This is a genomic window from Devosia sp. (assembly GCF_024707125.1).
In the GTDB taxonomy this organism is placed as follows: domain Bacteria; phylum Pseudomonadota; class Alphaproteobacteria; order Rhizobiales; family Devosiaceae; genus Devosia.
This window is the reverse complement of sequence record NZ_JANQAH010000007.1, coordinates 246687-271068: the sequence shown is the minus strand read 5'-3', so window position 1 is coordinate 271068 and position 24382 is coordinate 246687. Positions and strand designations below refer to the sequence as shown.

At 61.3% G+C, this 24382-nt stretch carries 26 protein-coding genes; 11 read left to right on the top strand and 15 right to left on the bottom strand.

Features of this window, described 5'->3' with window-relative positions; all coding sequences use genetic code 11:
- The first annotated feature begins 92 nt into the window (after positions 1–92).
- Positions 93–977, top strand: coding sequence for a DMT family transporter (locus NVV77_RS06480; RefSeq protein WP_295411660.1), 885 nt, complete (start codon positions 93–95; stop codon positions 975–977).
- A gap of 110 nt (positions 978–1087) precedes the next feature.
- Here the strand turns inward: NVV77_RS06480 and alaS are convergent, their stop codons facing one another.
- Both alaS and recA read right to left on the bottom strand, forming a co-directional pair.
- Positions 1088–3727, bottom strand: a complete 2640-nt coding sequence (alaS, locus tag NVV77_RS06475) for an alanine--tRNA ligase (protein ID WP_295411659.1) — start codon at positions 3725–3727, stop codon at positions 1088–1090.
- A gap of 345 nt (positions 3728–4072) precedes the next feature.
- Complete coding sequence (recA, locus tag NVV77_RS06470; protein WP_295411658.1) at positions 4073–5149, bottom strand: recombinase RecA; 1077 nt, start codon at positions 5147–5149, stop codon at positions 4073–4075.
- 278 nt (positions 5150–5427) lie between these two features.
- Between recA and araD1 the strand changes: the two genes are divergently transcribed.
- The 5 genes from araD1 (at position 5428) to NVV77_RS06445 (ending at position 9079) form a co-directional block, all read left to right on the top strand.
- Entirely contained in the window at positions 5428–6420 is a 993-nt protein-coding gene (gene araD1 / locus NVV77_RS06465; RefSeq protein WP_295411657.1) for an AraD1 family protein, read from the top strand.
- A 75-nt stretch (positions 6421–6495) separates the two neighbouring features.
- Complete coding sequence (locus NVV77_RS06460; RefSeq protein ID WP_295411656.1) at positions 6496–7521, top strand: aldo/keto reductase; 1026 nt, start codon at positions 6496–6498, stop codon at positions 7519–7521.
- 58 nt (positions 7522–7579) lie between these two features.
- The gene (locus tag NVV77_RS06455; protein ID WP_295411655.1) at positions 7580–7933 is read left to right on the top strand and encodes a helix-turn-helix transcriptional regulator; all 354 of its coding nucleotides are present in this window, start codon (positions 7580–7582) and stop codon (positions 7931–7933) included.
- A 10-nt stretch (positions 7934–7943) separates the two neighbouring features.
- Positions 7944–8432, top strand: a complete 489-nt coding sequence (locus NVV77_RS06450) for an SRPBCC domain-containing protein (RefSeq protein ID WP_295411654.1) — start codon at positions 7944–7946, stop codon at positions 8430–8432.
- A 2-nt stretch (positions 8433–8434) separates the two neighbouring features.
- Complete coding sequence (locus NVV77_RS06445) at positions 8435–9079, top strand: glutathione S-transferase family protein (RefSeq protein ID WP_295411653.1); 645 nt, start codon at positions 8435–8437, stop codon at positions 9077–9079.
- Between the two features lie 89 nt (positions 9080–9168).
- Here NVV77_RS06445 and NVV77_RS06440 read toward each other — a convergent pair whose 3' ends face one another.
- Both NVV77_RS06440 and cckA read right to left on the bottom strand, forming a co-directional pair.
- Positions 9169–9564: a DUF2237 domain-containing protein gene (locus NVV77_RS06440; RefSeq protein ID WP_295411652.1), complete on the bottom strand. Its 396-nt coding sequence runs from the start codon at positions 9562–9564 to the stop codon at positions 9169–9171.
- Between the two features lie 251 nt (positions 9565–9815).
- Entirely contained in the window at positions 9816–12386 is a 2571-nt protein-coding gene (gene cckA, locus NVV77_RS06435) for a cell cycle histidine kinase CckA (RefSeq protein WP_295411651.1), read from the bottom strand.
- Positions 12387–12594: 208 nt separating this feature from the next.
- Between cckA and NVV77_RS06430 the strand changes: the two genes are divergently transcribed.
- Together NVV77_RS06430 and NVV77_RS06425 are read left to right on the top strand one after the other, a co-directional pair.
- Positions 12595–13128, top strand: a complete 534-nt coding sequence (locus tag NVV77_RS06430) for an AAA family ATPase (protein ID WP_295412256.1) — start codon at positions 12595–12597, stop codon at positions 13126–13128.
- Positions 13129–13201: 73 nt separating this feature from the next.
- A complete protein-coding gene (locus tag NVV77_RS06425; RefSeq protein WP_295411650.1) occupies positions 13202–13936 on the top strand; it encodes a CPBP family intramembrane glutamic endopeptidase in 735 nt (244 codons plus the stop codon).
- On the opposite strand, the gene NVV77_RS06420 is transcribed toward NVV77_RS06425, so the two are convergent.
- The 7 genes from NVV77_RS06420 to NVV77_RS06390 form a co-directional block, all read right to left on the bottom strand.
- Positions 13933–14622, bottom strand: a complete 690-nt coding sequence (locus NVV77_RS06420; protein WP_295411649.1) for a permease — start codon at positions 14620–14622, stop codon at positions 13933–13935. The two genes, NVV77_RS06425 and NVV77_RS06420, sit on opposite strands and share 4 nt — an antisense overlap.
- A gap of 9 nt (positions 14623–14631) precedes the next feature.
- Complete coding sequence (gene flhB, locus NVV77_RS06415; RefSeq protein ID WP_295411648.1) at positions 14632–15717, bottom strand: flagellar biosynthesis protein FlhB; 1086 nt, start codon at positions 15715–15717, stop codon at positions 14632–14634.
- 3 nt (positions 15718–15720) lie between these two features.
- Positions 15721–16491 (bottom strand): flagellar biosynthetic protein FliR, encoded by a 771-nt coding sequence (gene fliR / locus NVV77_RS06410; protein WP_295411647.1) that lies wholly within the window; start codon positions 16489–16491, stop codon positions 15721–15723.
- The gene (gene fliQ, locus NVV77_RS06405) at positions 16491–16757 is read right to left on the bottom strand and encodes a flagellar biosynthesis protein FliQ (protein ID WP_295411646.1); all 267 of its coding nucleotides are present in this window, start codon (positions 16755–16757) and stop codon (positions 16491–16493) included. Before fliQ ends, fliR begins: the two co-directional genes overlap by 1 nt.
- A gap of 196 nt (positions 16758–16953) precedes the next feature.
- On the bottom strand, positions 16954–17448 hold the full coding sequence (locus NVV77_RS06400; protein ID WP_295411645.1) for a flagellar hook-basal body complex protein FliE: 495 nt from the start codon (positions 17446–17448) through the stop codon (positions 16954–16956).
- A 20-nt stretch (positions 17449–17468) separates the two neighbouring features.
- Positions 17469–17879 carry a flagellar basal body rod protein FlgC gene (gene flgC, locus NVV77_RS06395; protein WP_295411644.1) on the bottom strand — a complete coding sequence of 137 codons (411 nt, stop codon included), beginning with the start codon at positions 17877–17879 and terminating at the stop codon, positions 17469–17471.
- Positions 17880–17894: 15 nt separating this feature from the next.
- Positions 17895–18302, bottom strand: coding sequence for a flagellar basal-body rod protein FlgB (locus NVV77_RS06390; RefSeq protein WP_295411643.1), 408 nt, complete (start codon positions 18300–18302; stop codon positions 17895–17897).
- A 176-nt stretch (positions 18303–18478) separates the two neighbouring features.
- On the opposite strand from NVV77_RS06390, the gene NVV77_RS06385 reads away from it, so the two are divergent.
- Together NVV77_RS06385 and fliP are read left to right on the top strand one after the other, a co-directional pair.
- Positions 18479–19132 (top strand): flagellar biosynthetic protein FliO, encoded by a 654-nt coding sequence (locus NVV77_RS06385; protein WP_295411642.1) that lies wholly within the window; start codon positions 18479–18481, stop codon positions 19130–19132.
- A gap of 73 nt (positions 19133–19205) precedes the next feature.
- Positions 19206–19889, top strand: a complete 684-nt coding sequence (gene fliP, locus NVV77_RS06380) for a flagellar type III secretion system pore protein FliP (RefSeq protein ID WP_295412254.1) — start codon at positions 19206–19208, stop codon at positions 19887–19889.
- A gap of 51 nt (positions 19890–19940) precedes the next feature.
- Here fliP and NVV77_RS06375 read toward each other — a convergent pair whose 3' ends face one another.
- Positions 19941–20540 (bottom strand): hypothetical protein, encoded by a 600-nt coding sequence (locus tag NVV77_RS06375; protein WP_295411641.1) that lies wholly within the window; start codon positions 20538–20540, stop codon positions 19941–19943.
- A gap of 134 nt (positions 20541–20674) precedes the next feature.
- Between NVV77_RS06375 and NVV77_RS06370 the strand changes: the two genes are divergently transcribed.
- Positions 20675–20809 carry a hypothetical protein gene (locus NVV77_RS06370; RefSeq protein ID WP_295411640.1) on the top strand — a complete coding sequence of 45 codons (135 nt, stop codon included), beginning with the start codon at positions 20675–20677 and terminating at the stop codon, positions 20807–20809.
- 127 nt (positions 20810–20936) lie between these two features.
- On the opposite strand, the gene NVV77_RS06365 is transcribed toward NVV77_RS06370, so the two are convergent.
- The 3 genes from NVV77_RS06365 to NVV77_RS06355 form a co-directional block, all read right to left on the bottom strand.
- The gene (locus NVV77_RS06365; protein ID WP_295411639.1) at positions 20937–21770 is read right to left on the bottom strand and encodes an aldo/keto reductase; all 834 of its coding nucleotides are present in this window, start codon (positions 21768–21770) and stop codon (positions 20937–20939) included.
- A gap of 73 nt (positions 21771–21843) precedes the next feature.
- Positions 21844–23103: a carboxylesterase family protein gene (locus NVV77_RS06360; protein ID WP_295411638.1), complete on the bottom strand. Its 1260-nt coding sequence runs from the start codon at positions 23101–23103 to the stop codon at positions 21844–21846.
- Between the two features lie 183 nt (positions 23104–23286).
- Positions 23287–24366: an ABC transporter ATP-binding protein gene (locus NVV77_RS06355; protein WP_295411637.1), complete on the bottom strand. Its 1080-nt coding sequence runs from the start codon at positions 24364–24366 to the stop codon at positions 23287–23289.
- Between the last annotated feature and the right edge of the window lie 16 nt (positions 24367–24382).

Below are 24382 nucleotides of genomic sequence, written 5' to 3'. Positions count from 1 at the left end.
AGCCGCTTTTGTCATGACGGAGCGGGAAATGGCTTGTATGCTAGCGCCATTCCCGCCCGAATCCCTCCTTTTCTGACTTTCGTGGTACTGCGATGCCCGTCGGCGTCATTCTGGCCTTTTTGGCCTATGCCAGCTTTTCCGTAGCCGATGCTCTCATCAAGGCGACGGGCCCGGCCATGTCGGTCTTCGAGATCGCCTTTTTCACCACCAGCTTTTCAATCATTCCGGCGATGCTGCTCAAGCGCGGCGAGCGCTGGCGGGACATGTACAAGCTGCATCACCCCTGGCTGGTGCATCTGCGCTGCGCGACGGCGATCACCGGCACGGCCTGCGTGATGTTTGCCTTCACGCACATTCCCTTTGCCGACGTCTATGCCATTGGTTTTACAACGCCTTTGTTCGTGACGCTGCTTTCGGTATTGCTACTGCGCGAATTCGTCGCCGTGCATCGTTGGGTGCTGCTGTTCATCAGCTTCCTGGGCGTGGTGCTGGTGATCCGTCCGGGCCTGCGCGAGCTTGAACTCGGCCACTACGTGATGATGGTTGCCGCCTGCCTCGGCGCGGTGACGACGACCGTTTTGCGGCATGTCGCGCAGAAGGAGCGCCGCGTCAGCCTGGTTGGCCTGCAGGTGCTTTATTCGGGCATTTTCAATGCGATACTGATGGTTCCGACCTTCGTCATCCCCTCGCTGGAGCAGCTCGCGATCCTGCTTGGCATCGGGCTTCTGGGCGGCGTTGGTGGCCTGCTGCTGATCCAGGCGAGCAAGCAGACGCCGGCCAATCTCATTGCGCCGGTTCAGTATAGCCAGCTGATCTGGGCTATCCTTTTTGGTGCCCTGTTCTTCGGCGAGTATCCCGACTGGATCGCGATCGTAGGGATGCTGATCGTGGTTGGCGCAGGCCTGATGAACGTGTTGAGCGAGAAGCGGCCGATCCGCTGGAAGCCGCGTGTCTTCTTCTTCCGTATCGGCGAATAGCGCCCCGTTTCCGCTAGCAGACTGTTAGCGTCGAGTGTAACGCGAAGCCCTAAATGCGAAAGCCGCGGCGGGGCCGCGGCTTGCACTATTTGAACATGGGCTGAGGCTGACTAGATCAGCGCGCGGATCGCAGCGACGGCATCATCTGCCTTGCTCGCATCCGGCCCGCCGCCCTGAGCCATATCGGGACGGCCGCCGCCGCCCTGACCGCCGAGCGCAGCGGTTGCCGACTTGATCAGCGTACCGGCAGCGTACTTGCCCGTGAGATCGTCGGTAACGCCGATGGCCACAGTGCCCTTGCCGTCTTCGCCCTTGAGCACAATGACGACGACGCCGGAACCGATGCGCTTCTTCTCAGCATCGACGACAGTCTTGATGTCCTTGGCGGCGACGCCTTCGACGACGCGGCCGACAAAGGTCACGCCATTGACGGTCTCGGTGGCATTGCCGCCTTCGCTGCTACCGCCGAGAGCAAGCTTCTGGCGGGCATCGCTGAGGGCCTTTTCGGCGCTCTTGAGCTGGTTCTGCAGCGCTTCGATGCGATCGAGCACTTCATGGGTGCCGGAACGCAGGAGGCCGGCGGCCGAGGAAACGATGTTGACGTTGGTATTGCCGCGATGACGCGCGGCCCTGCCTGTCAAGGCCTCGATGCGGCGAACGCCGGCAGCGGAGGCCGTTTCGGTGACGATGGAGACGAGGCCGATATCGCCGGTGCGGCGCACATGGGTGCCGCCGCAAAGTTCGACAGACCAGCCAAGGCCATTGCCGGTGGGCAGGCCCATGGAAACGACGCGAACTTCATCGCCATACTTTTCGCCGAAGAGCGCGCGAGCGCCCGACTCCTTGGCTTCCTCGACACCCATCAGGCGGGTTTCGACCGATGTGTTCTGCAGGATGATTTCGTTGGCGATGTCTTCGACTTCGGCGATTTCCTGCGGGGTCATCGGCTTGGTGTGCACAAAGTCGAAACGCAGGCGATCGGACGACACCATGGAACCCTTCTGGGCGACGTGATCGCCGAGCACGAGGCGCAGGGCTTCGTGCAGCAGGTGGGTTGCCGAGTGGTTCGACCGGATCGACGAGCGGCGCTCGTGGTCGACGATGAGCTCGACGGCCTGGCCAACCTTCAGTGTGCCTTCGGTGACCTTCACCTTGTGGCTGAAAACGCCATGATGCTTGCCGGTGTCCAGAACTTCGGCCGTAAAGCCTTCGCCCTTGATCACGCCGGAATCACCGACCTGGCCGCCGCTTTCGCCGTAGAACGGAGTCTGGTTGACGACAACCAGGCCTTCCTGGCCAGCGGCGATCGAGGCAACTTCAGCGCCCTCGATAAGGAGGGCCTTGATCTCACCTTCGGCGGTCTCGGTTTCGTAGCCAAGGAATTCGGTCGGGCCGAGCTTGTCGGCAAGGCCGTACCAGACGGTGTCGGTGGCGGCTTCGCCCGAGCCGGCCCAGTTCTTGCGGGCTTCGGCCTTCTGCTGGGCCATGGCGGCATCGAAGCCAGCCTGGTCGACCGTGATGTTGCGGTTACGCAGCGCGTCCTGCGTCAGATCGAGCGGGAAACCGTAGGTGTCGTAGAGCTTGAAGGCAGCAGCGCCATTGAGGACGTCGCCTTCGCCGAGACCTGCGGTTTCCGACTCGAGAATCTGCAGGCCGCGGCCGAGGGTCTTGAGGAAGCGACCTTCTTCGAGACGGACGGTTTCGGCGATCATGGCTTCGCCACGGCTCAGTTCCGGATAGGCTTGGCCCATTTCGCGGACGAGGGTCGGGACAAGCTTGAAGATCGTTGGCTCATTGGCGCCGAGCAGGGTCGCATGGCGCATGGCGCGGCGCATGATGCGGCGGAGGACGTAGCCGCGGCCTTCATTGGACGGCAGCACGCCTTCGGCAATGAGGAAGCTCATCGAGCGCAGGTGGTCGGCAATAACGCGCAGGCTGCGATTGCCCGGGCCGTTGACGTCGGCATTGGTGGCATTCGCGGCGGCCGAGATCAGCGCCTTGAAGAGGTCGATGTCGTAGTTGTCGTGGACGCCCTGCATGACGGCAGCGACGCGTTCGAGACCCATGCCGGTATCGATGGACGGGCGCGGCAGGCCGGTGCGCGAACCATCAGCATGCTGTTCGAACTGCATGAAGACGAGGTTCCAGATTTCGATCCAGCGATCGCCATCTTCATCCGGCGAACCCGGAGGGCCGCCCCAGACCTTGTCGCCATGATCGTAGAAGATTTCCGAGCACGGACCGCAGGGGCCCGTATCGCCCATCTGCCAGAAGTTGGACTTGGCGCCGAGACGCACGATGCGATCCTCGGAGAGGCCAGCGATCTTCTTCCAAAGTTCCATCGCCTCGTCATCGTCTTCATAGACGGTGACCATCAGCTTTTCGCGCGGCAGCCCCCAATCCTTGGTGAGGAGGTTCCAGGCGAGCTCGATGGCGCGGTCCTTGAAGTAGTCGCCGAACGAGAAATTGCCCAGCATTTCAAAGAAGGTGTGATGGCGCGCGGTGAAGCCAACATTGTCGAGATCGTTGTGCTTGCCGCCGGCGCGAACGCATTTTTGGGCCGTAGTCGCGGTCGAATAGGGGCGTTTTTCGACGCCGGTAAAGACGTTCTTGAACTGCACCATGCCGGCATTGGTGAACATCAGCGTCGGATCATTGCGCGGCACGAGCGGGCTCGACGCAACGGCTTCATGGCCATTGCGGGCAAAGTAATCGACAAAGCTCGAACGGAGATCGTTTACGCTGGTCATCAACTAGCTTTCATGCGGAACGGACACGGCGCGCGTCCAATAGAAACGTGGCTTTCTATCGTGGCATCAGCCGAAATGTCCAGCTTTGCGGCGATATTGAGGTGGGAGAAAGTGGATCGAGGGCACGCTCCGCGCCCTCGATCCCTCTTCACGATCGAGGTCCACTTCAGGCACGTGGCCTCGTCCGCGTCTATAGCGCTGTCATTCCCGCGCAAGCGGGAATCTCCGTTTCGAAACAGGATTCCCGCTTTCGCGGGAATGACACCGAGATAATGGGACCAGTGGCACCTAGAAAAAGACCCCCGCTTTTGGCGAGGGTCGAAATCTGCATGGGATCGGAAGAGGCTATTCGTCGCTGCCTGCGTCGTCGTCGCCACCAGCGACGAGGAGGACTTCGCCGAGGAGGCCGGAGCTTTCGCGAACGCCCTGCTCAATGGTGGCGGCGATCTCGGGATTGTCCTTGAGGAACTGACGGGCATTTTCGCGGCCCTGGCCGAGGCGCTGGCTATCCCAGGAGAACCAGGCGCCGGACTTGTCCACGATACCGGATTTTACGCCGAGATCGAGCAATTCGCCGGTCTTGGAAATGCCTTCGCCATACATGATGTCGAATTCGACCTGGCGGAACGGCGGGGCAAGCTTGTTCTTGACCACCTTTACGCGGGTCTGGTTGCCCACGATCTCTTCGCGATCCTTGAGCGCGCCGATGCGGCGGATGTCGAGACGAACCGAGGCGTAGAATTTCAGCGCATTGCCGCCCGTGGTGGTTTCCGGCGAACCGTACATCACGCCGATCTTCATGCGGATCTGGTTGATGAAGATGACAAGGCACTTCGATTTGGAAATCGAGGAGGTCAGCTTGCGCATGGCCTGGCTCATCAGGCGAGCCTGGAGACCAGGCAGAGCATCGCCCATTTCGCCTTCGAGTTCGGCGCGCGGGGTGAGCGCAGCAACCGAGTCGACGACGAGAACGTCGATGGCGCCGGAGCGGACCAGCGTATCGGTGATTTCGAGAGCCTGTTCACCGGCGTCCGGCTGGGAAATCAGCAGGTCATCGACATTGACGCCGAGCTTGCGGGCATAGATCGGATCGAGCGCGTGTTCGGCGTCGACGAAGGCACAAATGCCGCCGGCCTTCTGCGCTTCGGCAATAACATGCAGCGCCAGAGTGGTCTTGCCCGAGCTTTCCGGCCCGAAAATCTCGACGATACGCCCCTTGGGCAGGCCGCCAATGCCAAGCGCGATATCGAGGCCGAGCGAACCCGTTGAAATCGATTCCACCTCGATCGAAGATGCTTCGCCAAGGCGCATGATCGAGCCCTTGCCGAAATTCCGTTCGATCTGGCTCAGCGCCGCAGCAAGAGCCTTGTCCTTATCCATCGATCCACCCTCAACAACGCGAAGCGGCGAGTTAGCAGCCATCATCTCTCTCCTTATTTCACGCTCTCGAGGGTCACGCAACGCGCCGGTTCGAGAGATCAATGTCCATTCATTGTGCTTATTTTGTTCTCATTTCGTTTCACTATTGTCAAGGGACAAAAAGAGAACATTCTATAGCGTCATTGGATGCCCTCCTAAGCTGATTCCCCGCTCGGTGGTGAGGTGATTTCCAAAAGTATGATTTTTGACTGGACAGGGTGTGGCCGGTTGCGTTTTATGCCGCCAAGCCGCTGAGAAGGCCCCAGGAGGCAAGGAAAGTCATGCACCTCATCCAGTATTTCGACGCCAATGGCGCGCGCGCCGTCGCCGTGACGCAGAACGGGGAAACCCGCCAGGTGCAGGGCGCGGCCAGCGTCTATGAGCTTGCGCAGTCTGCGCTGGCCGGTGGTGGCCTCGCTGCCGCAGTTGCCGCGCGCGGGCTTGGCGCGGTCGTCGACAAGGCGGCATTGCTGGCCGAGGGCCGGCTCCTGTCCCCGATCGACCATCCCGATCCGACGCACCTGCATGTGACGGGCACGGGCCTGACACATCTCGGTTCGGCCGCGACGCGCGACGCCATGCACAAGGCCAATGGCGAGAAGCCGGCGGGCGAGCTGACCGACAGCATGAAAATGTTCCGCATGGGCCTTGAGAACGGCAAGCCGAAGAACGGCGAAAAGGGCGTGCAGCCCGAGTGGTTCTACAAGGGCAACGGCCATATCGTCGCCAATCCGGGTCATGCCATCCCCTCCCCGTCCTTTGCGCTCGACGCGGGCGAAGAGCCGGAGATCGCTGGCATTTACCTGATCGACGCCAATGGACAGCCGCGCCGCCTGGGCTTTGCGCTGGCCAACGAATTTTCGGACCATGTGACCGAACGGATCAACTATTTGTACCTGGCCCATTCCAAGCTGCGCGCCTGCTCTTTCGGGCCGGAACTGCGCGTGGGCGATCTGCCGAACCACATCGAGGGCAAGTCGCGCATTCTCCGCGACGGCAAGGTGTTGTGGGAAAAGCCGTTCCTCTCGGGCGAGGACAATATGAGCCACACCATCGCCAATCTCGAATATCACCACTTCAAGTATGGCCTCTTCTGCCAGCCGGGCGATGTGCACGTGCATTGCTTCGGTACGGCGACGCTGAGTTTTGCCGACGGCATTTCCACCAGGGAAGGCGACGCCTTTGAAATCGAGGAGAGCCAGTTCGGCCTGCCGCTGCGCAATCCGGTGCATGTGGAAGACGAAAAGCCCGTTGTGATCAACGGCCTCTACTAAGGTCGATCGCGCGGGCGCCTTTACTCGCCGCAACTAACATGTCAGTTAGTTTGCCGCGAATTGAGGAGCCCGCGCATGACCACCCGTACTTTCGAAAAGCGCCGTATCGGCCAGACCGCACTTGAGGTCACGACGCTGGGGCTAGGCGCGGCGACGCTGTCCGGCAGCTTTCGTCCGGTGCCGCCCGAACAGGCGCGAGCGACGGTTCTGCACGCGATCGACAGCGGCATAACCTATGTGGATACGGCGCCGCACTACGGCTTCGGCCGTTCAGAGCATTTCGTGGGTGACGCGCTGCGCGAGCGACCGGGCAAGGCTGTTCTTTCCACCAAGGTTGGCCGCCTGATGAAGGCCGAGCGCAATGCCTTCGACCATGGCACGGAATTTGTGGATCCCTTCCCGTTCCGCCGGGTCTACGACTATTCCTACGACGGCATCATGCGCTCGCATGAGGACAGCCTGCAACGGCTGGGCCTGAGCCATGTCGACATCCTCTATGTGCATGATCTCGGCGCGGGCACGCATGGCGTCGAAGGCAACAAGCCCTATTGGGAACAGTTCACCACCGGCGGCGGCTACCGCGCCCTGCGCGAATTGCGCGAGAGCGGCGCCGTCTCGGCCATCGGGCTGGGCGTCAACGAATGGCAGGTGTTGATGCAGGCCTTTGAATTGGGCGACTGGGACGTTTTCATGCTGGCGGGGCGCTATACCCTGCTCGAACAGACCTCGCTCTCGCCCTTCATGGAAACCTGCATCAAGCGCAAGGCGTCAGTGGTGGTAGCTGGGCCATTCAATTCCGGCATTCTCGTCGGCGGCGACACGTTCGACTACAAGAAGGCGCCGGATGAGGTGGTGGCGCGCGTGCGCACCATCGAGGGCGTGTGCCGCGAATTCGGCGTTCCTCTGCCGGCGGCGGCGCTGCAGTTTCCGCTCACCCACCCTGCCGTGTGCAATGTCGTGCCGGGGCCGCGTTCGCCGGAAGAGCTTGATGGCATCCTGGCTTGGTGGGATGCCAAGATTCCGGATGAGCTTTGGACCACACTGGCGGCAAAGGGCCTGCTCGCCGCAGGCACGCCTGTCCCCGGCGGCGGCACTGCTTGACGACGCGCCAATCGCTCCGTTATAGATAACCAAATAGTTTTGTACGGAGCCTTTTGGAATGGCCGATACCGCGCGGCTGGACGCGACCTTTCACGCCCTTTCGGATCCGACGCGCCGGGCCATCCTGACGCGGTTGGCGCGGGAGGGCGATGTGACGGTCATGGATCTGGCCGAACCATTCGCCATGAGCCAGCCGGCGATTTCCAAGCACCTCAAGGTTTTGGAGAAGGCGGGGCTGGTGTCGCGGGGGCGCGATGCACAGAAGCGCCCGGTGCATCTTGAGGCGCAGCCGCTGGCCGAGGTGACCGGCTGGTTGATTGAATATCGAAAATATTGGCAGGCACAATTCGAGCGGCTCGACGATCTGCTGGAGGAGTTGCAGCAGCTCGAGAAACTGGCGGGCAAAAACTAGGGAGAGACAAATGCAGTTTGGCGATCCGCTTTCGGTGACGTCTCCAAGCGATACGCAATTGGTGATCGAGCGCGCTTTCGTGGCGCCGCCGCACCTGGTCTATGCCTGCTATACGCAGCCGAGCCTGATCCGGCGCTGGCTGACGGGTCCGGACGGCTGGACCATGCCGGTTTGTACTTATGACGCGCGCGAAGGCGGCGGCTATCGGTTCGAGTGGCATGGACCGGACAATGCCTTCATGGCGGTCGAAGGGAAGATCGGCGCTCTCGACGCGATCCGCTATATCGATGCAGAGGAGCGGTTTGACGCCGGCGTGATGGGCCCCGCCTATCGCTCGGAGCTGGAATTCCGGCTGAAGGACAAGGGCACGCTGGTGGTCAACAGCTTTACCTATGAGTCCATGGCGCATCGCGACATGGTGGTGGCGACCGGCATGGCGGAGGGCATGGAGTTCAGCTTCAAGAGCCTCGATCGGCTGCTGGCGAGCGAGCAGGCCTAGGGATGCTGACGGTTTGGGGCCGGAAAACATCGTCCAATGTGCAGGCATTGATGTGGTGCATCGGCGAGCTTGGGCTTGCCTATGAGCGGCACGATGTGGGCCATCGCTATGGCGGGAATGACACGCCGGAATTTCTGGCGATGAATCCGAATGGCACGGTGCCGGTACTGCAGGACGGGATTGGGGAGCCGATCTGGGAGACGGGGGCGATCCTGCGTTATCTCGCGGCGCGCTATGGGGCGCCGGGTTTTTGGCCCGCCGATCCCGCGCTGAGGGCGCCGGTTGATCAGTGGGCGGAATGGGCGAAGATCAACGTGACGCTGTCATTCACCGGGCCGGTGTTCTGGCGAGTGGTGCGCACGGCGCCGTCGAAGCGCGATCCGGTGGCGATCGAGGCGGCACTGGCAAAGCTCAATGGTGTGTTGGCGATTGCGGAAGCGCAGTTGGGGCGGCATGCGTTTCTGGCGGGAGCGGAGTTCACGCCGGCCGATATCCAGTTCGGCCATGTGCTCTATCGCTATTTTGATATCGATATCGCGCGGCAGGAGTGGCCCAATATCGAGCGCTACTATCAAGGTCTGACACAGCGGGCGGCGTTCCGCGAGCATGTCATGGTGTCGTATGAGGACTTGCGGGTGGTGGACTAGGAGTGCTCCGCGGCTCCCCAGAATGGATTGCCGGGACAAGCCCGGCAATGACGACAGTGGGGAGAGCCCGGCCCCCTCGCGCTGAATAGTCAGTTCAAGTCCAGCGCGTAACCCTTTAGAATTCCAAGCGGAACGATGTCGAGAACCTTTCGGTTCGTCGCATGGAGATAGACCCGCGGGGCCATACCGGCTTCGTGGGCTTGTAGCCAGCGGACGGCGACGAGGCACCAGCGGTTGCCGGGCACGAGGCCTGGAAAGGCGAATTCCGGGCGTGGGGTCGAGAGGTCGTTGCCGACCGATTTTGAGAAGGTCAGGAACTCGGCCGTGGTCTCGATGCAGATGATGTGGACCGCCGCGTTCTCGGGGCCAGCGGCGCAGTAGCCGGTGCGGAAGAAGCCGGTCAGGGGATCGTCCGAGCAGGGCTGCAGCAGTTCGCCGAGGACGTTGTATTCCTCGGAGCCTTCCAAACTGGGCTGGGTCGTCACATCGGGCTCCTGGGACGTCACAAATATTCGCGGTCGACCAGTACCATAGCACAGTAGTCAGTGTGGCGAGGCGATTTGCGCGGCGGCGTCTGCTTCGGACGCATGAGGCTTTCAACACGCACCGCGTCATTCCCGCGAAAGCGGGAATCTCTATTTCCAGCTGGAAGGAGATTCCCGCTTTCGCGGGAATGACGCAGTGGGGGTGGAGACAATCAGAGACCGCTGGGCAGGGGGGGCGAAAGTACCCTGCCCTAGCCGTCCAGCTTGTCCTGGCGCTGGAGCACTTCCTTGACCTTGGAATTGATCTGGTCGAGCGAATAGGGCTTGGGCAGGAAATCGACGCTCTGGTCGTCTTCGATGTCGCGGCGGACGCTTTCTTCGGCATAGCCGGAGACGAAGATGATCTTCAAATTCGTCATCTTGTCGCGAATGACCTTGAGCATGGTCGGGCCGTCCATCTCGGGCATGACCACGTCGGAGATGATGAGATCGACCTCGTAGTCGAGGTCTTCCAGCACTTCCAGCGCTTCTTCGCCACCATCGGCTTCGAAGACCTCATAGCCCGTGGTGCGCAGGGCGCGGGCGGAGAAGGCCCTTACGCTTTCCTCGTCTTCGACCAGCAGGATGCGTTCGTGGCCGGTGAGATCCTTGGCCGGCGCGGCGGCGGCGATCGTCTTGGCCGCGATTTCTTCGGCGGTCGGGACGTAGCGCGGCAGGAATATCTTGAAGGTGGTGCCCACGCCGACAGTCGAGACCGGATAAATGAAGCCTTCGGTCTGCTTGACGATGCCATAGACGGTGGAAAGGCCGAGGCCAGTGCCCTTGCCCAGTTCCTTGGTGGTGAAGAAGGGTTCGAAGATCTTGGCCATGACCTCGGGCGACATGCCGGTGCCGGTGTCCTGCACGTCGATCAGGACGTAGTCGGCCGGGACCATGCCTTCGAATTTATACTCGCGGGCATCGTCCTCGGTGACATTGCTGGTGCGGACGGTGATCGAGCCACCGTCGGGCATGGCGTCGCGGGCATTGACGACGAGATTGATGATGACCTGCTCGAGCTGCACGACGTCGGCGCGGACGGGCCAGATATTGCGGCCGTGTTCGACGGATAGCTGGTTCTTTTCGCCGATCATGCGCTTCAAAAGCACTGTCAGGTCGTCGACGATCAACGGTAGCTCGAGCACCTGCGGGCGCAGGGTCTGGCGGCGCGAGAAAGCCAGGAGCTGGCGGGTGAGGCCGGCTGCGCGATTGGCGTTCTGCTTGATCTGCATGAGTTCGGAGAAGGACGGATCGCCCGGCTTGTGCTTGAGGAGCAGGAGGTCCGAGAAGCCGATGATGGCGGTGAGCAGATTGTTGAAATCGTGCGCGACGCCGCCAGCGAGCTGGCCGACGGCCTGCATCTTCTGGCTCTGGGCGAACTGCGCTTCGAGCTTTCGCTGGTCGGTCATGTCGAGGGCATAGACATTGACCTGCTCGGGCGAGCCGGCGCTGACTTCCGAAGCCGAGATATAGAGGCGGACGGCGCTGTCGCCTTCGACGCTCAGCTGGGCGTCGACAGGTTCGACCTCGGTGCGTTGGGCCGTGGCGTCCGCCAAGGCCTTGGCCAGCTTGTCGCGGCTGCCTTCGCCGATGAGATCGTGCAGCGGCTGCAGTTCCAGGCTTTTTTCCTCGCCGGACCAGCGGAAGATGCGGCCGAAGGGCGCATTGGTGCGCACGATGCGGCCTTCGCCATCGAGAGTGGCGATAGCAAAGGGTGTGTCGTTGAAGAAGCGCGAGAAGCGGACTTCGGCGGCACGGAGTTCTTCTTCGTTTTCGGGAGCGCTGGAGCGGTCGAGCACGAGGGTGCGGGTTTCGCCCAATTCGCCATCGGCAAGGCGGGCGGCGCGGTGCAGGAGGCGGACCGGCAAGGCGGTGCCATTGCGGCGCACGAGGTCGATGTCGATGATCTCGGTGGTGATTTCGCCATCGCGGCGGCCGCGCATCAGGAGGGTCGCGCCATCGCCACGGACGACATCGCTGAGGCTAAGCTGGCCGGCATTGAATTCGGCAAGGTCGTAGCCCAGCCAATCGGCCAGGGTGGAATTGAGATACTGAATGCGGCCATGCGCATCGGCAGAGAAGAAGCCCGCCGGCGAGTGATCGAGATAGTCGATGGCGCGTTGCAGGTCGAGGAAGGCAGTTTCGTTGTTTTCGCGGTCGCGGGTGATGTCCTCGACGGTCCAGCCGACGATGGGCTTGCTGGTCTCGTCGGTCGGCGGCAACGGGCGCACCGAGACGCGATACCAGAAGGCGCGATTGGTTTCGGTCTGCGAGCCGCCGAGGCCTCCGACAATGCGGATATCCTCGATGGCGTTGCGGCCATCTTTGGCGGCGCGGGTCAGCCGGTACATGGCTTCGCCGGCATCGGCCTGGCCCGAAAAGAGTCGCGGCACGCTGACGGGCACGCCATTGTTGAGTGCGCCGGCAAAAGTGCCATAGTGGGCATTGGCATAGGCAATCTTGCCATCGCGATCGGCAACGACGATGCCACGGCCCACCGTATCGACCAGGGCCCGCGCAATGGTGCGGCGTTCTTCGGCGGCGGCAAAGCGGAACAGACCCGCGGCAAGGCCGAAGAGGAAAAACACCCCGGCCACCGCCAGAAGGCCGACAAAAACCATGACCACTTCAGGCGGCAGACGATCACCAAACAGGGCAAAGGTGGCGGCGGCGCCGATGATGACGAGGCCAAGCGCGGCGACGCGCCAAAGGCCTGCTCCACCCCGGGGCGAGGCGACCAGCGGATCGGGATAGTTGTCCTCGCCGAGCGGGGTCGTGGCCATGGGTCGAAAGCTCCAGCGTTAGGACCAATCGCCTCTCGCCCGATGCTGAGGCGAGAATACGGCTGGTCCCCAACCTGCCCCGATTCGGGACACTCCCTCTGGTCTATCAAATGGGTCGCCGCCATGGGAGTGCGAAGGCGGTTTTTCACACGACGAGACCGAACCGAAGGCGACTTGCACACCCCAATCTTGCGCGAGGAGACGAAAAATAGATCGCTTCATCATCATTTCAGGCTGTTCGGGCGGCGGGAAATCAACGCTGCTTGAAGAACTGGCGCGGCGGGGCTTCTCGGTGATCGAAGAGCCGGGGCGGCGCATCGTGGCGGCGGAACTGGCGGGAGACGGCAAGGCCCTGCCCTGGCTCGACGCCGAAACATTCCTGCGCAAGGCCATCGCGCTTTCACTGGAAGACCTGCAGCGGGCGAGCGCCCTGCCCGGCCGGGTTTTCTTTGACCGCGGCCTGCTCGATGCGGCTTCGGCGCTGGCGGCGATGTCAGGCGAGCCGGTCCTGCAGCAATTTGCAGGGCAATGGCAGTTCCATGCGCAGGTGTTCCTCACCCCGCCATGGCCGGAAATCTACCGGCAGGATGCCGAGCGGCAGCATGGGCTCGATGCCGCCGTCGAGGAATATGAGCGCTTGCTGAGGGATTATCCGGCGCTGGGATATGAAGTGGTGGAATTGCCGAAGGTTTCGGTGGGTGAGCGCGCTGACTTCCTGCTGGATCGCGTGGCGCAGCCGTGACATGGCCTAACGCCTTGGCCGTCTTGCCAATATTTTCCCACCGGAGTTAGATGGGCCGCGCAGGGGGCCCAAAATGAGCACAAAGATCGATCTGCCCTATTATGCGGGCGAGCCGGTGGCGATTTCGCCGGCCGGATGGCTGCTCATCGTGGCCACCGTCGCGGTCGCATTTCTGCAGCTCATCATGCTGCCCCTGCCGACACCTCCGCTCAATTTCATTCCGGCCATCCTTTTCACGGGGCTGCCGCTGCTGGCCCTGATGGCGGTAACTGGCTGGCGCAGGCCTGCGCTGTTCCGGTCGGTCGGAATCAAGGAAATCGGCATCGGCATCGGCTTTGGGCTGCTGACGATGCTGTCGTCAGCGATCGTCGGCTTCGCCCTCGCCAATTCCATCGGCGCAGCCGCGAATCCAGCCGTCGAAGGCCTCTTGGCGTTTGGAACTGTCGATCTGCTGCTGTTCCTGGCGCGGACCTTTATCCAGCTCATCGGCGAGGAAGTGGTGTCTATCCTGCCTCTGCTGGCCGTGTTGTGGCTTTGCGTGAGCAAGTTCGGACTGTCCCGGCGCGTTGGGCTGATCATCGCGGTTGTGGTTTCGACGCTCTGGTTCGCCGCCATGCATCTGCCGACCTACAACTGGAATTTTGTCCAGTGCGTCGGCATCATCGGTTCGGCGCGCATTGTGCTGACGCTGGCCTATCTCTTCACCCGCAATCTCTGGGTGTCCTCGATCGCCCATATCTTCAATGATTGGGTGCTCTTCCTGACCAGTTTTGCGATCGGTCACCTGCCGGTGGGCATCGAAGGTTAGGCCGGTAGCGGAACCGAGCCGCTGGCCAGCCCCACGACGAGGGCGGCGAGAAGGAAGAATGGCACGGCGAAGATGAGCGCGGTGACCACGATGATCGCCGATATGACGGGGCGCAGCTTCGCGCTGCGGGCAAGCCAGAGCGTTTCGACCACGGCATACCAGACAAGGCCCGCGACAAGGACGAGGCCACCGGTCCACAACATCGGCGCGGAAGGATCATCGCCGCTGAAGAATTGCAGGCCAAGGCTGATGAGGACCACGAAGGGCACCGCGGCGTAGCACTGGCTGTAGAAGATCGGCTTGAACGTGGTGCGCGTGAGACGGGCCTTGTTGGCCCTGAGCTGGATGATGCCGAAGACCAGCGGAAAGAGGCTGAAGGCGACGGCGCGGAAGACCAGCAGGTTCCAGTCGTCTGCGAGCAGGCCCGTGAGGATGTGAGCACTTGCCGGATCGGACAGTTGGCCGAGGCTGTGCAGGACGATCAGCGAGATGAGCAGCAGGACCGGCGGGCTCAGGCCATCGTCGAATTGCCGGTCTTCATCCTCAAGCAATTGCTGCTCGGCATAGGAGAGCATGTGGAGCGGCCGGCGGATGATGCGCCAGAGCGTCAGGGGATAGAAGACGAACCAGCTGATGAGTTCGTAGAGCAATTCCTCAAGCGATTTGAGGAGCTTCATGAAATCCATGGTGCCGCCCTACCCTCGCGCCTTCCAGCTCTGGCCATGCTTGAGGCGCATGACGAAGCCGATGATCTCGGCGACGGCCTTGTAGTGATCGGCGGGAATATCCTCGTCCACTTCAACAGCGGCAAAGAGCGCACGCGCCAGAGGCGGGTTCTCGATGATCGGCACCTCGTTTTCCTTGGCGACGGCGCGAATGCGCAGCGCCACGGCATCGGCGCCCTTGGCGACGCATTTGGGCGCACCCATGCCCTTATCGTATTTGAGGGCGACGGCGTAGTGGGTCGGGTTGGTGACGACCACCGTGGCCTCGGGCACGGCCTGCATCATGCGCTTGCGGGCGCGCTCCTGGCGTAGCTGGCGGATGCGACCCTTCACATGCGGGTCGCCTTCCATCTGCTTGTATTCTTCGCGGGTTTCCTGGACCGTCATCATCTGCCGCTTCCACCATTTCTGGCGGGTGTAGAAATAGTCGGCGCCGGCAATGACGGTGACCACGATGAGCACGGCGGTGAGGATCTTGATCCCCAGCTCCTGGAAATCCATCAGGATGATGATGGGATCGGCCGTCATCATGGTGTCGAGGCGGTCGCGCTCGGGCCAGACCACCATGACCACGACGATGCCGACCACGGCGATTTTCAGCAGGCCCTTGCCGAAATTGACCAGAGCGTCGCTGGAAAAGAGGCGCTTCGCACCGGCGAGCGGCGAGATTTTCGAGAATTTTGGCGTGATCGGCTCGGTCGAGAACAGCGGCCGATGCTGCACGAGATTGGCGAGGATGCCGCAGATATAGAGGACGGCCAGCGGCGCCAGCACAGCGCCGATCATGGAGAAAGCCAGGCCGTTGAAGAAGGCAGAGAAGCCCGCTCCTTCGACGTCGAAGCGGTCCGCATTCATCATGATGATCTGCAAGGGATCGCTGATTTGCACCGAGACCCAGGGCGCCATCGAGGCGAAGACGATGGTCGTGCCGATCAGCATGAACCAGGTGGTGACCTCCTGGCTCTTGGCGACATCGCCCTTCTTGTGGGCTTCCTCGAGCTTTTTATGGGAGGGATCTTCTGTTTTGCTGTCCTGCTCCGGTGCGTCGTCGGACATCGACTACCCCCGCCACATGGCCAGATGATTTTCGAAGGCGGTGAGATACCACCCCATCATCATCATGAGCAAAAGAGCAAACAGAACCAGGCCGGCCAGAATATTGGCGGGCATGAGGATGAAATAGACCTGCAGGGCGGGCATCAGGCGCGACAGGATGCCGGCACCAAGGTTGAAAACGAGACCGAAGACGATGAAGGGCGCAGACATCTGCACGCCCACGGAAAAGGCGCCGGCAACGGTCTTGAGCGCCAATTGCATGGCATCTTCTGACATGATCGGCATGGTCGGCGAGAAGACGGTGTAGCTGTCGTAGATTGCCGCCAGCGCCATGTGGTGCAGGTCGGTGGCAAAGATCAGCGTGATGCCGAGGAATGACAGGAAGCTGGTGAAAACCGCGCTCTGCATGCCCTGCTGGGTCGGATCGGCCGCCATGGCGCCGGAAAGACCCGCCTGGAAGGCGACGACGGCGCCGGCGATCTGGGTTGCCATGGTGGTAATGCGCACGATGCCGCCGATGATGAGGCCGACCGCGAGCTCGTGGAAGAGCAACGCCACCATGCCCGGAATATCGGGCGGCATGGGGGGCATGATGCTGGACAGCAGCGGATAGAGTACGAAAGTGAACGTGAGCCCGAAGGCCAGGCGCAGCCGCATCGGGATCGTGTCTTCGCCCAAAGCCGGCATCAGCATCAGCATGGCGCCGATGCGTGCGAACAGAATGAGATAGGTAAAGGCCGCCGCGGGTGCCCAGTCGAGGTTGAGCGTAAACATCAGCCGCCGACGATGATCATATCGACAACCCGCGTCATATAGGCCGACATGGTTGCGCCGAGAAACGGCAGCGTCAGCAACATGGTGATGAAGATGGCGATGATCTTGGGAACGAAGACCAGGGTTTGTTCCTGGATTTGCGTCAGGGCCTGAAACAGCGCGATGACCACGCCGACGACCAGACCGACAAGCATCATCGGCAAGGACACGATGATCAGCGTCCAGATACCCTGATTGGCAATGTCGAGAACTTCGGCGCCGGTCACGACTCAATTTCCTTTGCGGTCACGCGCAAATGGTAACTGATTCCTGAATAGGCCGCGAATTCTAAGCCCCATTGCCTCACAGCTACCGCTGTCACCCCGGCAACGCCGGGGTCCGGCCCCAAATCTCAAGGTGGGCCCCGGCCTTTGCCGGGGTGACAATCGAGATTGGGGTGGTGTCAGATAAGGCGAAGTACCTTTAGATCGGCATGCTCATGATCGATTCATAGGACTGGATCACACGGTCGCGGATCGTCACGATGCTCTCGATCGCAAATTCGGTCTGGGACATGGCGGTGACCATGTCGACCACGTTTGCCTTGCCATTGACCATGTCGATGGCCATCTGGTCCGAGTTCCGGCCCTGATCGACGACACCCTGGACCGACTGGGCCAGCATGGCAGCAAAATCATTGCCCTGGTTGCCCGGATTGGTGCCAAGCTGCGCGCCGGGCTGGGAAGCCTGGGTCAGCATGCGCGTTGCCGCATCGCTGAGCGTGGCGATGGCGGTCGGATCGGCAGCGCGACCGCTTTCGGTCACGGACTGGACCGACTGGGCCAGCATCTGCGCGAAGTTGGGACCGCCGGCAACGCCGGCGATGGCTGCTTCCGCCTCAGGGCGGCTGAGCTGCGATGCAAGGCGGCTGGCATTGCCATAGGCCGCGGCTGCGATATTGAATGGTGTTGACGCCACGATAATAGCCCCCAGAACCGTTAGCCGCGCAGGATGTCGAGCGTTTGCCCGAGCATCTGGCGAGTGACGGAAACGACGTTGAGATTGGCCTCATAGCTGCGCTGGGCCTCGCGCATGTCCATCGTCTCGATCAGTGTGTTGACGTTGGGATATTGAACGTAACCGTTCGCATCGGCGGCCGGGTGGCCGGGCTCGTAGCGATTGTTGAAGTCGCTCTGGTCATAGGCCAGCTTGCCCATGGTCACGACGCGACCGCCGAGCTCGTTGTTCATCACCGTTTCAAAGGTGGGAACGCGGCGGCGATAGGGCTCGCCGCCCGGCGTCGAGGCCGTGGAGTCGGCGTTGGCAATGTTTTCGGCGATGACGCGCATGCGGGCGGACTGTGCGTGCAGGCCCGTGGCGGCGATGCCGATAGAGGTATTGAAATCCATGCTTCAGGCCCTTTCTTATGCGGTCTTGCCGAGTGCGGTCTTCAGGATCTTGACCGATTTCTGGTAGAGGGAGGTCGCGGCCTGATAGTCCATCATATTGGTCGTGACCTTCATCATCTCGTCTTCGAGGGTGATGCCGTTTCCCTTCGGCGTGATCTCGAAATTGACCATCTTGTCGTCGGTAAAACTTGTGCCGCCGCCGATAGAGGTCGAAAAGTGCCTGGGCTGAGTCGTCGCAGTGCTGACGACCGGTGCCTGCACGACGCTGAAACGATCTTCGAAATTGTATTGCTTCAGGTCGCGACCCTTGAAGCCAGGATTGTCCGCATTGGCGACGTTTTCGGCCAGAAGACCCTGACGAGCCTGATGCCAGCGCATCTTGTCCGTCAGCGCCGAAAACACCGGCATGTCCATCAACCCCATCGCGACTACTCCTGAGTCCAAGTCAGATGGGCAAAACCTGCCTAATCAGGGTTAAAGAAGCGTTAATAGTGACCACATGCTGTCCTAAAATGCCTCGCATTCTGCATGATTGCCTGATTTGACTGGGCAGAAAATGCCCGACAGAGTCGGGAAGGCCACTCTAGGAGTTAGAATCAGTGCAGTTCATCACCAGCCTCTTCGGCGGAAGCGGCAATACCTACCTGACCGCACTCTTCGCCCTTGGCGCCGTCATCGTCCTTATTCTTCTGGGCGTGTGGCTGCTCAAGCTGCTGTTCCGCGTATCGAGCAATGGCGTGCGCGGCCGCAACAAGCGCCTTGCCATCGTGGACAGCCTCGTCGTCGACCAGAAGCGGCAATTGCTGATCGTGCGGCGCGACAATGTCGAACATCTGATCCTGACCGGCGGCAATCAGGACCTAGTGGTGGAATCCGGCATCGTGCCGCCCGAGCCGCCCGCGGCGCAGACGACCCGCCGCCCCGTGCCGATGATCGGCCGCAAGGCCAGCAATGACGCCAAGCCCGTCGAAACCAAGCCTGCCGCCGCAATCGTAACCACCGTCGCCGGCCCCGGCGCTGCCATCGACCGCGCCCGCGAGGCCAACAAGGCGCGCGAACAGGCGCCGGGCCGCTCGCTGCGCCATACGGGCCTGCTGCGCCCTGTCTCCACGCAAGACACGCTGCCAGCCGGGTATAAGCCGGACATTTCGCCCGCGACCGAGACCGACTCAGCTACAGAAGACGCAGGACGAGCGGTTAACGAAAGCGTAACGCGTGATCACGAAGCGCAGGGCGAAAACAACCGAAACTAGTGCTGCGCGGGCGCGCCTCAAGAAGCGCGCCCTGATCGGTCTTGTCGTAGCGGCGGGCCTGTCGCTGGCCGCCATGGGCGTTGCCCAGGCGCAGGAACTCTCGATCGGCTTTGGCGACGACACGGCTCTGGCCGAACGCGCCATCCAGCTCATCGGCCTTCTTACCATCCTGTCGCTGGCGCCATCCATCCTCGTGATGGTGACGAGTTTTACGCGCATCGTCGTCGTGCTCTCGCTGCTGCGTACAGCCATTGGCCTCCAGACCGCGCCACCGAACTCGGTGATGATCTCGCTGGCGCTGTTCCTCACCTTCTTCATCATGCAGCCGACCTTGGAGCAGAGCTACAATAACGGCATCGCGCCGCTATTGGCCGGCGAAATCGAGATTTCCGAGGCCTTTGAGCCGACTGTAGCGCCGCTCCACGCCTTCATGCGCGCCAATGTGCGCGAGCAGGATCTGTCGCTGTTCTACGACCTGACCGAGGCGGAAATCCCGGCCGAACCGGAAGCCATTCCGCTGCAGCTGCTTATTCCGGCCTTCCTGATCTCCGAACTGCGCCGCGCCTTCGAAATCGGCTTTTTGCTATTTTTGCCCTTCGTCATCATCGACATGGTGGTCGCTTCGGTGCTGATGAGCATGGGTATGATGATGCTGCCGCCGGTGGTGATCTCCCTGCCCTTCAAGCTGATCTTCTTCGTGCTTGTGGACGGCTGGTATCTGGTGGTCGGCTCGCTGGTGCGAAGTTTTACGAGCTAGCGCGGGGCGTCGGTTTCGGGGATGTGACCGCGACATCGGTTCTACGCCCGCTCAATTGGCGCAGTAGGACTGGACGTACCGCTCCAGCTCCGAAGCAAGACCCTCGTTCTGATCACCCGTAACGCGAACACCGAAATGAGGCGAGATCCCAGCGGTCAGCTCCGCACCGCAGTACTCAGTCACCTCTCGAGACTTCAGCCCGCTCTTGGCAAAAAACTCCGAGGAAAGTTCTTCGAACTTTGAAAACCTCTCTGGCAGATCATTTGGGTACCGTTCCATTATGTCTGACGAGAACCTTGAGTATGCGTTCAACCACATTGCCACTTCGGGGTCGAATTGGAACTCCAGGACAATATAGCCGTCAAGGAACGCGGATATTCTGGAGGAAATATGTTCCGTGATCTCGGAAAGGTGCAATATCTCGGTATGGGACCTCAGCATATAGCTATGTCGAGGATCGTCGCACGTAATATCCGTATCTGTGGACACGGTTAGAACACAGGACTTCAGCGTTATTTGTTGGAATGGGGCTCCGTTGAGCTTAGTAGTAAGACGCTGCTCAAATCGAGCTTGCGGTGACAGTTCCTGAGCAAGCGTCGGCGACGCGATTGTGACAGCCAGTACCAGCAAATGACCGAGTGCCGGGTTCATAGCGAGATCACCTAGTGCTCAAAGGAAATCCTAGAAGATTTCGCACGTGTCCACATCAGTGACAATGATGCAGGTACAAGGGGCAGATAGGTTCTTCTTCTTTGCTTTCAGTTCTCTCGACGGGAAGTGAGGCCATGGACATCATAATCAACGCTCTCATCGAGCATCTGGAGAAGCGTGGCTACAAGACGTTGGCCTTCCTGGTGTTCACCGTGGCGACTGTCGTCGGCCTTGGTTTTTGGCTGTTCAGTGTCCATTTTCTCGGTTGAAGATGAAGCAAGACGCTCACCCGGCTCCCACCTGTCGGGCCCCAGCGCGCGGCGCCAGGGGTGGAAAGCAGACCGACTGCTCCTGGCACCTGCATACGTGAGGCCACGCGCAGTCGGGTAAGGTGATTCAGAACTCTTCGTGGGTGGCGGGATTGCCGTCAAAAATGCGGCCGGCAGGACGGGTCAGGCCCGCGATGGCGCGCATGTGGTCGGCGCTGAGTTCGAAGTCTTGAATGGCCAGGTTCTCGGTTTGGCGCTTGGCATTGGCGGATTTGGGGATAGGCAGCACGCCGAGCTGCAGATGCCAGCGCAGGACGACCTGTGCAGGTGTGCATCCCAGTTCCTGCGCTATGGCCAAAATGGCCGGCTCCTCAAGCAGCGCTGTCCCCTTGCCGATTGGTGTCCACGCCTGAGTGAGAATTCCGCGCTTCCGGTCGGCCGCTCGTTGCTCTTCCTGGTTGAAGTACGGATGTAATTCCACCTGGTTGACGCTTGGCGCCACACCGGTCTTTTCGATGAGCACATCGAGATATTCAGGCAGAAAGTTCGAGACGCCGATCGAGCGGACCAGGCCACGTTCGCGCGCGTCAATCATGCCCTCCCAGGCCTCAAGATACAGACCCTGGCTCGGATTGGGCCAGTGAATGAGATAGAGGTCGAGATAGTCGAGCCCGGTCCGGAGCAGCGACTCTTCGATGGTGCGCACCACCGAACTCTTCTTGTGATGCCGCCCGGGGAGTTTGGAAGCGACGCGAATGTCCTCTCGGGCGATGCCTGACATTTTGACGGCACGGCCAACCGCGCCTTCGTTCTCGTAGTTCACCGCTGAGTCGAGCAGCCGGTATCCCTCCTGCAGCGCAGCGGACATGGCCTCTGCGCCGGCATATCCCCAGAGGCTGTAGGTTCCGAGGCCAATGGTTGGCAGGGTGGTCCCGTCGTTGAGCGTATAGTGTTCAGGCACAGCGCTTCCTCATAGTCGCAAATTCATAGGGTCCCATGGCGGCCGATGCCGAGCCCCGGCCGCCCCGGCTGGGTCACGACGCAGTCGATTCCCAATAGAGACGCTCGGCTTTGTCGAGATCCTCAACAATCCGGCACTCCGCGTCGAGCCACATGGTCGGCCGCTTTTCCAGATCGTAAGCCGGCCAATCCACGACGCCTTCGGCATGCGCGTCTTTCCAGATGGCGGACGTGGTGATGGCGAAATAAAGCTGCGACGGGCTGGCGTCTGGCCGGGAGGTGCGGAAGGCAGCGATGATGCCATCGAGCTTGTCACCCTGATACGTACCGCTGAGACGCTCGCGCAACCCCGCGTCATCCATGGCAAACACATCCTTGGGGCCGAACGAAGCGAAGAACACGGTTTCGCCGCGCGTCGTGCCGCAGATCAGCGGCTTGGTCTTGGAGAAGTCGGCCACGCCGTCGGCGAAGGGATTTTGCGTGATGACGTCGCCATCGACGAAGGAACCGAATCCCGGAACCGGGTCCGGATCACCCCAAGGGGCCAGGCCCCGGGCATTGCCCGCTTCCTGGGCCTCGAGCAGGCGTGCCGCAGGGATGTCCTGCAACTGACCGATGTCGACTTGGGCGAGACCCAGCCATTTGAGCGTTTCCTGGGCCCGCTCGGTCGCCTGCTCGCGCGTTGGAAAGCGCAGGGGTGCAGCACTTTCGATGGACGCCTTGTGGAAGAGCGATGCCGCGCCGGGCATAGTGTAAATGGCCGCGGTCTTGGAGCCGCCACCGCTCTCGCCCCAGACCATGATATTGTCGGGGTCGCCGCCGAAATTCTCGATGTTGTTGCGCGTCCATTGCAGGGCCGCCTGGATATCAAGCATACCGGCATTAGCGGCATAGTCGCCCTTGGCGAGGTCACCCAGGAACAGGTAGCCCAAAAGTCCGAGTCGATGGTTGGACTCAACGACGACGACATCATAGAGCCGGGCCAGATTTGTGCCGTCCTGGCCGGTAGCACCGCCAGAGCCGATCATGTAGCCGCCGCCATGATTGTAGAACATCACGGGTCGACGCTTGCCGTCTACGGCAGGTGTCCAGACGTTGAGATAGAGGCAGTCTTCCGACGGCGCCGGCATGCGGCCATTGCCGTTGGGCCCCATCTCGCCACCGGCGACCTGGAATGACGGGTTGCCGAACTCCAGTGCATCCCGCACCCCACTCCATGCCGCAGGCGCGGTCGGCGCCCTGAAACGCAAAGCGCCGGTCGGCGGGGCGCCATAAGGGATGCCCAGGAACTTGGCGATGCCGTCTTCGCTGCGACCCGCAACGCGGCCATACACAGTTTTCGCTTCGATCGTTTTCTCCTCCTGAGAAAAGCCAATTCTGGGGAATGCTGTGGCGCCGAACATGGCCGCCGCGGAAATCAGTGCGGTGCGTCTCGTTATCGTTCCGATAGGCATAGTCTCTCCTTCACCGTGCGCAGCGCGCAAAATGTCGATCCAAACTGTATTTTGCATTGTGGGTCAGAGGTGGCGGGCCAACCCCTGGCCATCGAAGATTACGGCGTCGGCGGGGTCGAAGCCGAGCGCGATACCATTTCCGATTTGCAGCGGCTGGTCCCCATCGAGAACGGCCATCAACTGCCCGCCGGTCGGCAGTTCCACATTGACGTTGGTCTCGTTGCCCAATCGCTCGACGATCGCAACACGCCCAACCAATGTGCCGCTGCTGCTGATCTGGAGGGCATGAGGTCGGATACCCAATGTCACTGTCGTACCAGGCGAAATGCCCGACGCGTTCGCTGCGACATCCGTGGCCGCCAGATCCTTGCTGGAGACAGTCACCTTGCCGTTGGACACTGCCTCGACGGCGACCGGTAGCAGGTTCATTTTGGGCGAACCGATGAAGCCCGCCACGAAAAGATTGGCCGGCCGTTGGTAAAGCTCGATGGGGCTGCCGACCTGCTGCACGACGCCACCGTCGAGCACGACGATCTTGTCGGCAAGAACCATGGCCTCGACCTGGTCGTGGGTCACATAGATCATGCTGGCACCAAGGTTCTGGTGGAGTTTGGCAATCTCCATGCGCGTGTCCACACGCAGTGCCGCATCGAGATTGGACAGCGGTTCGTCGAAGAGGAAGACTTCGGGCTGACGCACGATGGCGCGGCCAATGGCGACGCGCTGCCGTTGACCACCGGAGAGCTGGCCAGGCTTGCGGTCCAGCAGGTGCTCCATCTGCAGGATGCGGGCGGCCTCCCGGATCTTCTGGTCTCGAACGTCCGTGGGTGTCTTCGCCAGTTTGAGACCGAAGCCGACATTGTCGTAGACCGTCATGTGCGGGTAGAGCGCGTAGGACTGAAAGACCATGGCGATCGAGCGATCCCGCGGCTCGACCTGGTTCATCACCTTGCCGCCGATCCTGAGTTCACCACCGGTGATATCTTCCAGCCCGGCGATCATGCGCAGCAAGGTGGATTTGCCGCAGCCGCTCGGGCCGACGAACACCACGAACTCGCCATGTTCGATGGTCAGGTCGACGCCTTTGATCACCTCGACATTGCCGTAGCTTTTTCGCAGCTGCCGTAATTCAAGTCCGGCCATAGCCGTCTCCTCGATT

Excerpts from the sequence above, each read along its gene's own strand:
- NVV77_RS06480 (WP_295411660.1), top strand. The coding sequence starts at position 93 with ATGCCCGTCGGCGTCATTCTGGCCTTTTTGGCCTATGCCAGCTTTTCC.
- alaS (WP_295411659.1), bottom strand. The coding sequence starts at position 3,727 with ATGACCAGCGTAAACGATCTCCGTTCGAGCTTTGTCGATTACTTTGCC.
- recA (WP_295411658.1), bottom strand. The coding sequence starts at position 5,149 with ATGGCTGCTAACTCGCCGCTTCGCGTTGTTGAGGGTGGATCGATGGAT.
- araD1 (WP_295411657.1), top strand. The coding sequence starts at position 5,428 with ATGCACCTCATCCAGTATTTCGACGCCAATGGCGCGCGCGCCGTCGCC.
- NVV77_RS06460 (WP_295411656.1), top strand. The coding sequence starts at position 6,496 with ATGACCACCCGTACTTTCGAAAAGCGCCGTATCGGCCAGACCGCACTT.
- NVV77_RS06455 (WP_295411655.1), top strand. The coding sequence starts at position 7,580 with ATGGCCGATACCGCGCGGCTGGACGCGACCTTTCACGCCCTTTCGGAT.
- NVV77_RS06450 (WP_295411654.1), top strand. The coding sequence starts at position 7,944 with ATGCAGTTTGGCGATCCGCTTTCGGTGACGTCTCCAAGCGATACGCAA.
- NVV77_RS06445 (WP_295411653.1), top strand. The coding sequence starts at position 8,435 with ATGCTGACGGTTTGGGGCCGGAAAACATCGTCCAATGTGCAGGCATTG.
- cckA (WP_295411651.1), bottom strand. The coding sequence starts at position 12,386 with ATGGCCACGACCCCGCTCGGCGAGGACAACTATCCCGATCCGCTGGTC.
- NVV77_RS06425 (WP_295411650.1), top strand. The coding sequence starts at position 13,202 with ATGAGCACAAAGATCGATCTGCCCTATTATGCGGGCGAGCCGGTGGCG.
- NVV77_RS06420 (WP_295411649.1), bottom strand. The coding sequence starts at position 14,622 with ATGGATTTCATGAAGCTCCTCAAATCGCTTGAGGAATTGCTCTACGAA.
- flhB (WP_295411648.1), bottom strand. The coding sequence starts at position 15,717 with ATGTCCGACGACGCACCGGAGCAGGACAGCAAAACAGAAGATCCCTCC.
- fliR (WP_295411647.1), bottom strand. The coding sequence starts at position 16,491 with ATGTTTACGCTCAACCTCGACTGGGCACCCGCGGCGGCCTTTACCTAT.
- flgC (WP_295411644.1), bottom strand. The coding sequence starts at position 17,879 with ATGGATTTCAATACCTCTATCGGCATCGCCGCCACGGGCCTGCACGCA.
- NVV77_RS06390 (WP_295411643.1), bottom strand. The coding sequence starts at position 18,302 with ATGGGGTTGATGGACATGCCGGTGTTTTCGGCGCTGACGGACAAGATG.
- fliP (WP_295412254.1), top strand. The coding sequence starts at position 19,206 with ATGGGCGTTGCCCAGGCGCAGGAACTCTCGATCGGCTTTGGCGACGAC.
- NVV77_RS06375 (WP_295411641.1), bottom strand. The coding sequence starts at position 20,540 with ATGAACCCGGCACTCGGTCATTTGCTGGTACTGGCTGTCACAATCGCG.
- NVV77_RS06370 (WP_295411640.1), top strand. The coding sequence starts at position 20,675 with ATGGACATCATAATCAACGCTCTCATCGAGCATCTGGAGAAGCGTGGC.
- NVV77_RS06355 (WP_295411637.1), bottom strand. The coding sequence starts at position 24,366 with ATGGCCGGACTTGAATTACGGCAGCTGCGAAAAAGCTACGGCAATGTC.